This is a genomic window from Streptococcus sp. 1559, assembly GCF_013276735.1.
GTDB lineage: Bacteria > Bacillota > Bacilli > Lactobacillales > Streptococcaceae > Streptococcus > Streptococcus pseudopneumoniae.
Genome location: NZ_VMLO01000066.1, coordinates 1 through 5,565 on the forward strand (window position 1 = coordinate 1; position 5,565 = coordinate 5,565).

Here is a 5,565-nt window from a genome sequence, read left to right on the forward strand (position 1 = left end):
GGTAAATTCCCAAACTAAGTTCCACCGCTAGTAGAAGTGGAAGTTAGTCTGATAAAAATTGTAAAAACCAGTGGAAATCCGTGTCAGGGTAAGTTCCACTGGTTTTACTAATGCTTGATTTTATTGCTTTTGTAGCCAAAATGAATAGAAAAAAAGAGCGCACAAAATCCCCTCATCTGAAAGCGTTTCAGATTAAGTTCCGCTATGGTGGAAGTTAGTGTGAGACGTTTGAATGTGGTTAAAGGTTAGTTTTTAGAACTTATGTTGGAGTAATTTAGACGACTGACAGACGTCTTCTGCAGGTATTTTAGAAATACCTAGAAGTTTAGGAATTTCTTCTCCGTAAGTAAAGGCAAAGAGTTCATAGGCTGACTTTCCATTCAAAGCAGCGCGTTTGACACTGTTGACATGCGAACAGACGAGATTGATTTCCTCTTGAGTTAAATTGTCAAAAGAAGTTCCTTTAGGCAGAATGTCGCGAATCAGCGTGTGATTTTTCTCAATTCTCCCTTTCTGGTCAGAGCGATTAGGGTCACAAAAGAAGAGTTTACTCTCTCCTCGCACATCCATTTCGATATCATCAACCCTGGCAAACTCTCCACCATTATCTGTCAGGATGACAGGAAAGAGTTGACAGAAATCTTTATCAGCTTGGTGAAGAGTGTTCTTGATGTCATAGAGGTGTTTGGTAACCTCAAGGGCAGTTTTATTATCCAGAAGTCTAGCGAAGATAAAGTTACAGAAAGAGAGATTGAAGGTGAGTAGGACTTTACCTCCCATTCTGCCCATAACCGTATCCATTTCCAGCCAAGAGTCTAGTTGATTAAGGGTTAAATAATTTAGGAAATCCTCATAGGAACGGCCTTTTTTAGCTTCTTTAGGGATGGAAGGTAGCTTAGTTTTCCGTCTTTCTTTGAATTTAACGGCTCTGGCTAGGTCAATAGGAGCGATAGATAGGTATCCTTTTCGGATGTGTCGATAGACGGTTGAGGAGCTGACATCAAGGTTATGAGTTTTGAGGATATGATAGATGTGTTGTCCCTTTTTAACCCCATCAGAAATGACTTTGTCCATTTCCCAGAAGGTCTTGGAATTGAGGGGAGTTCCTTCACGAGCTTCAACAAGAGTTTGTTCGTACTGTTTTTGAGCTTGTTTAGCGAGGTAGAAGATTTTCTGATAGCCACAGTTTTGTCTTCTTTTAGGACATCCATTACAGACAAAGGGAGCTTTGTCGAGTAGAGGGCAAGGAAGATTATTGCATGTAGACTCTCGGACTTGTCTGTTTCGTTTGACTTCTTTAGAAACAGTAGTTGGGTCTTTTAGAACAAGTTGCCCGATAGCTTTGAAGGTTTCACCGCGCTCTAAGCCCAGTTGGATATCATTACGGTCGGAAAGGGTAAGATGTTTATGTTTTGTCATAGTAGACCTCATTTCTAACTCAAACGTCTCACACTTAATTCCACCATAAAAATCCGTTTTAGACTAATTTCCACTTCGGTTAGGTAAGTGGAAGTTACTTTGAGAAGTTACCATTATATACTATTGACTTACCACATTCAAGAAACCGCTTTATTTTTTTAACTTTTTATGGTATGATAGACAAAATATCTAGGGGAAAACAAATGACCAACGAATTTTTACATTTTGAAAAAATCAGTCGCCAGACTTGGCAATCTTTACATCGAAAGACGACACCTCCTTTGACAGAAGAGGAATTAGAATCCATCAAGAGTTTTAATGACCAGATTAGCTTGCAGGATGTTACCGATGTCTATCTCCCCCTAGCCCATCTCATCCAGATTTACAAGCGTACCAAGGATGATTTGGCCTTTTCAAAAGGGATTTTCCTTCAACGTGAAAGCAAATCCCAGCCTTTTATCATTGGGGTTTCTGGGAGTGTTGCCGTTGGAAAATCCACAACCAGTCGCCTACTTCAAATCCTACTGTCCCGTACACTTACAGATGCTAGGGTTGAGTTGGTAACAACTGACGGCTTTCTCTATCCCAACCAGACCTTGATTGAACAAGGGATTTTAAATCGTAAGGGATTTCCTGAAAGCTATGATATGGAAGCTCTTCTCAACTTCTTGGACTGCATCAAAAATGGACAAGATGTGGATATTCCTGTCTACTCTCATGAAGTCTATGACATCGTCCCTGAAGCAAAACAACGAGTAAAAGCTGCTGACTTTGTGATTGTCGAGGGGATTAACGTCTTTCAAAATCCACAAAACGAGCGTCTCTATATTACTGACTTCTTTGACTTTTCCATCTATGTTGATGCTTCAGTTGATGACATCGAGAGTTGGTATCTAGACCGTTTCTTGAAAATCCTGAGCCTAGCCCAAAACGACCCTGATAGCTACTATTATCGTTTTACACAAATGCCGATTGGGGAAGTGGAATCCTTTGCCCATCAGGTCTGGACCAGTATCAATCTCACAAATCTACAAAATTATATTGAACCAACTAGAAATCGTGCAGAAGTGATTCTTCATAAAACAAAGAACCATGAAATCGATGAAATTTACTTAAAAAAATAATTTTCCCTTGTCAAAACGTAAGTTTTCAGATATAATGGTATAGTTAGTAAATATGGAGGTAAGAACATTGGCAAACATTAAATCAGCTATCAAACGCGCTGAATTGAACGTTAAACAAAACGAAAAGAACTCAGCTCAAAAATCAGCTATGCGTACTGCTATCAAAGCTTTCGAAGCAAACCCATCTGAAGAACTTTTCCGTGCTGCTAGCTCAGCTATCGATAAAGCAGAAACTAAAGGTTTGATTCACAAAAACAAAGCAAGCCGCGATAAAGCTCGTCTTTCAGCTAAACTTGCTAAATAAGAAACAGTCCATAGAGGCTGTTTTTTTGTCTCCAAATAGGAAAAGGTAGAAAATGAAAATTGCAATTATCGGATATTCTGGTGCTGGTAAGTCAACGCTAGCTGAAAAGTTATCTCTCTACTACTCCATCCCAAAACTTCATATGGACACACTCCAATTTCAACCTGGTTGGCAAGACAGTGACCGTGATTGGATGTTAACCGAGATGAAAAATTTTCTCACCAAGCATGAAGCTTGGGTCATCGATGGTAATTATTCTTGGTGTTATTACGAAGAAAGAATGCAGGAAGCTAACCAAATCATCTTTTTAAACTTCTCTGCTTGGAATTGTTTGCTAAGAGCCTTTAAGCGCTATTTAAAATACAGAGGAAAAGTGAGAGAAAGCATGGCTAAGGGATGCCCCGAGCAATTCAACTGGGAATTTATTCGTTGGATTCTCTGGGATGGTCGAACAAAAAATGCTAAGGATAGATACCAATATTTAAACAATACTTACCCAGAAAAGATGCGTATTCTCCATTCTCAAGCAGAGATTGATTGTTTTTTGCAATCTCTTAAAAAATAGACGGTAGAGCAACATTTCATTAAGGTCACAGTATGGACTGAATGACTAAAAAAGGAAGATTTTCATCCAGAAAGTCTTCCTTTTGTGTTCTCTTTTATTCAGCAATCAAGGTTTCTAATCCAACCTTCATCATATCGGTGAAGGTATTTTGACGTTCTTCTGCAGTCGTGTCCTCATCTGGATTAACCAAGCTATCAGAGATTGTCATAATAGCTAGCGCGTCAACATGGTGTTGGGCTGCCAGATAGTAAAGTGCTGCTGCTTCCATTTCCACAGCCTTGACTCCCCATTTACCAAGCTCGATGTTCTTTTCAAAGTAGTTTGAATAAAAGACATCAGATGACAAAACGTTCCCAACGTGGGTTGTCATACCGAGATTTTTGGCAATATGATAAGCCTTATCTAGCAAATCAAAGCTAGCGATTTGTGGGAAATCGTACTGTGGCCAGTCATTGCGGATGATGTTAGAGTTGGTTGCAGCTGCCTGCGCCAAAACCAATTCACGTACGTGGACATCTGCATTCAAAGATCCTGCAGTTCCCACACGAATCAATTTTTTCACTCCGTAGTCAACAATTAACTCACGCGCATAAATCGAAATAGATGGCATTCCCATCCCAGTTCCCATAACAGATACACGGTGACCCTTGTAAGTACCAGTGTAACCAAACATGTTACGCACTTCGTTAAAACAAACAGCATCTTCAAGGAAATTCTCCGCAATAAATTTCGCACGAAGAGGATCCCCTGGAAGAAGAATTTTATCAGCAATTTCACCCTGCTGAGCAGCAATATGGATAGACATAATTTATGATACAAAGAGCGACAAGAAAACGACTGAAAATTAGGAATCTGACGAGAAATCCTGATTTTTCAGTCAGATTATCTATTTTCCAAGTTTTCCGCTCGTGTTCAAATCAGAACACACGCTCTACCTTTCTTTATTTTATATTGAGAAAGATACCAAACCCGTCAAAAAGCAAAGGGAAAATAGGAGTTGGGCGCAGTGAGCGATGCTCGCTAGACCAACTATCTTTTTCCCACTGCTTTTAGGGTGGGGTCAATTCCTTTCTTAATTTTGATGATATTGAGAAGATTAGAACGGCTTCAATTCAAACCCGAACTCCCCTTCTCTTCTGAGTTTTTAGAAAAGTTTTCCGCTCGTGTTCAAATCAAAACACGCGCTCTACCTTTCTTTTTTATATTTTATATTGAGAAAGATACCAAACCCGTTAAAAAGCCAAAGGGAAAATAGGAGTGGGGCGCAGTGAGCGATGCTCGCTAGACCAACTATCTTTTTCCCACTGCTTTTATGATGGGTTCAATTCCTTTCTTTCTTAATTTTGATAATATTGAGAAGAGTAGATCGGATTCAATTCAAACCCGAACTCCCCTTCCTTTCTAAGTTTTTAGAAAAGTTTTTCCGCTCATGTTCAAATTAGAACACCTCACTATACCTTTCTGTTTAATTTTGTTCTCTCACAGATAGCTACCTGAGTTCTATTCAAGCTCAGGTAGTACTTTCTTATAAACTAAATCATCTCATTCTTGAATAGTAGGATTTTTTACAAGACATCGTCATCAGAAATCTTAGAATTTAATGTTGTTCCCCAATGGGTAATTTTACGGTGGGGTTGAGCTAAAATTGGTCTGTTTTCATAGATTGTTTGCCATCTATTCCATAGTAGACCTGTCTTTTTCTCAATCTTAATTCGCAGATTTCTCATGTTTCCTTTGATTGGGAGGTTGAGGACAAAACCTGCAGTCTGGTTGCGACCGTTTCCTTCCCAAGAACGACTACGAACAACTTGGTTTCCATCTTTGTCTACTGTAACTTCTTCCCAAGTTATAGAGTAGCGGGCAATATAAGCTCCACTATGTTGAATTGTCAATGTTTTGTCTTTCACAGGCGTTTGACTGATTGGTTGAACTGGCTTAGAAACTTGTGTCGCCGTCTCACCATTCGTAGCGATAAAGCGGAAAACTTCTACTTCTGCAAGACTGAGGGCTTGATTGTTCTTACGTAGTTGCACACGAACACGGCGTCCCAATTTCCCATTTAATTGAACATCCAAGCTCGTTCCGTCAAGTTTAGCAACATACTGTCTAGCAACTTCTTTCCCTTTTTCATCATATAAAGTCATAACCACCCG

At 39.5% G+C, this 5,565-nt stretch carries 6 protein-coding genes; 3 read left to right on the forward strand and 3 right to left on the reverse strand.

What is annotated here, in order from left to right; translation table 11 throughout:
• Positions 1-252 precede the first annotated feature (252 nt).
• A complete protein-coding gene (locus HT688_RS08290; protein WP_172923697.1) occupies positions 253-1,419 on the reverse strand; it encodes an IS30 family transposase in 1,167 nt (388 codons plus the stop codon).
• A 203-nt stretch (positions 1,420-1,622) separates the two neighbouring features.
• Between HT688_RS08290 and coaA the strand changes: the two genes are divergently transcribed.
• The 3 genes from coaA to HT688_RS08305 all read left to right on the forward strand — a co-directional run bounded on the left by coaA (position 1,623) and on the right by HT688_RS08305 (position 3,412).
• The gene (gene coaA / locus HT688_RS08295) at positions 1,623-2,543 is read left to right on the forward strand and encodes a type I pantothenate kinase (RefSeq protein ID WP_050207876.1); all 921 of its coding nucleotides are present in this window, start codon (positions 1,623-1,625) and stop codon (positions 2,541-2,543) included.
• A gap of 67 nt (positions 2,544-2,610) precedes the next feature.
• On the forward strand, positions 2,611-2,847 hold the full coding sequence (gene rpsT, locus HT688_RS08300; RefSeq protein ID WP_001274000.1) for a 30S ribosomal protein S20: 237 nt from the start codon (positions 2,611-2,613) through the stop codon (positions 2,845-2,847).
• A gap of 52 nt (positions 2,848-2,899) precedes the next feature.
• Positions 2,900-3,412 carry a DNA topology modulation protein gene (locus HT688_RS08305; protein ID WP_000684199.1) on the forward strand — a complete coding sequence of 171 codons (513 nt, stop codon included), beginning with the start codon at positions 2,900-2,902 and terminating at the stop codon, positions 3,410-3,412.
• A gap of 94 nt (positions 3,413-3,506) precedes the next feature.
• Here HT688_RS08305 and deoD read toward each other — a convergent pair whose 3' ends face one another.
• Positions 3,507-4,217 carry a purine-nucleoside phosphorylase gene (gene deoD, locus HT688_RS08310; protein WP_000022090.1) on the reverse strand — a complete coding sequence of 237 codons (711 nt, stop codon included), beginning with the start codon at positions 4,215-4,217 and terminating at the stop codon, positions 3,507-3,509.
• Positions 4,218-4,977: 760 nt separating this feature from the next.
• Positions 4,978-5,487, reverse strand: a complete 510-nt coding sequence (locus HT688_RS08315) for a thiol-activated cytolysin C-terminal domain-containing protein (RefSeq protein WP_029713529.1) — start codon at positions 5,485-5,487, stop codon at positions 4,978-4,980.
• Positions 5,488-5,565 lie beyond the last annotated feature (78 nt).